The organism is Kitasatospora putterlickiae (assembly GCF_039527695.1).
Classification (GTDB): Bacteria; Actinomycetota; Actinomycetes; order Streptomycetales; family Streptomycetaceae; genus Kitasatospora; species Kitasatospora putterlickiae.
Genome location: NZ_BAAAKJ010000004.1, coordinates 1 through 978, shown reverse-complemented (window position 1 = coordinate 978; position 978 = coordinate 1). Strand labels below are relative to the sequence as shown.

At 71.8% G+C, this 978-nt stretch carries 1 protein-coding gene and 1 pseudogene; one reads left to right on the top strand and one right to left on the bottom strand.

Annotated features, from left to right (window positions below; all coding sequences use genetic code 11):
* Positions 1 to 39 precede the first annotated feature (39 nt).
* A complete protein-coding gene (gene icmB, locus ABD308_RS00425; RefSeq protein WP_344322302.1) occupies positions 40 to 447 on the bottom strand; it encodes a coenzyme B12-dependent isobutyryl CoA mutase small subunit in 408 nt (135 codons plus the stop codon).
* Positions 448 to 752: 305 nt separating this feature from the next.
* On the opposite strand from icmB, the pseudogene ABD308_RS00420 reads away from it, so the two are divergent.
* Positions 753 to 978 (top strand): annotated as a pseudogene (locus ABD308_RS00420) (M23 family metallopeptidase); the annotation flags it as partial.

Sequence of the window (978 nt, the reverse complement as noted above, 5' to 3'; positions counted from 1 at the left end):
TCGTCCGGCACCGGCCCCGTCAACGGCTGTCGGCGGCTGTCAGCCGGCGGCCCGCAGGTTGGCCTCGACCCAGGCGACCACGTCGCTGGTCGGCGTGCCCGGGGTGAAGATGTCGGCGACGCCCATCGCCTTCAGCTCGACGATGTCCGCGTCCGGGATGATCCCGCCGCAGAAGACCTTGATGTCCTCGGCGTCGCGCTCCTTCAGCAGCTCCAGCACCCGCGCGCAGAGCGTCATGTGCGCCCCGGAGAGGATCGACAGGCCGATGCCGTCCGCGTCCTCCTGGATCGCGGTGTCGACCACCTGCTCCGGCGTCTGGTGCAGGCCGGTGTAGATGACCTCCATGCCCGCGTCGCGCAGGGCGCGCGCGATGACCTTGGCACCACGGTCGTGGCCGTCCAGCCCCGGCTTGGCGACCACCACGCGGATCGGTCCTGACACACCCATCACTGCCTCCCGGACCTCGTCGTCCATCCCCCACCGGACCTTGTGGGCACGGGCGAGGTTAACGATCAATAACCAATCTGAGGGGAGGGTAGCGCCACCCGTCCGGCTTGGCCGCCCCACCCCTCAAGACGAGGGGAAAATCACAGACCGCCCATCGCCCCTCCCTGTTCTACCCCGCAACCGCACACCCCCAGCCTCTTGACATACGGACTTTTGTCCGGATGTCGGGCTTCCGGCTACAGTCTCGTCGTTTACGCCCGCTCCCCCGCCCGACGACGCGCCCGAGGACCGAGGAGGCAGCCGCGATGGCTCCCGAAGCAGCCGCCCGTCCGACCCGTGCGGAACTGCGCCTCGCCGCCCGCGAGCAGTCCCGGTCCCAGCGCCGCGACGCCGCCAAGGCCGCCACCCGCACGGCGCTGCTGCGGGTCGCGCTGCCCTCGGTGGCCGCGCTCGGCGACGCCGCCGCGGCGGCCGTCACCGTCCAGGGCGAGACCGATCAGCAGCGCGCCCAGGCCACCGGTCGGGCCCCCG

Coding starts and splice junctions, on each gene's coding strand:
- icmB (WP_344322302.1), bottom strand. CDS start 447: ATGGGTGTGTCAGGACCGATCCGCGTGGTGGTCGCCAAGCCGGGGCTG.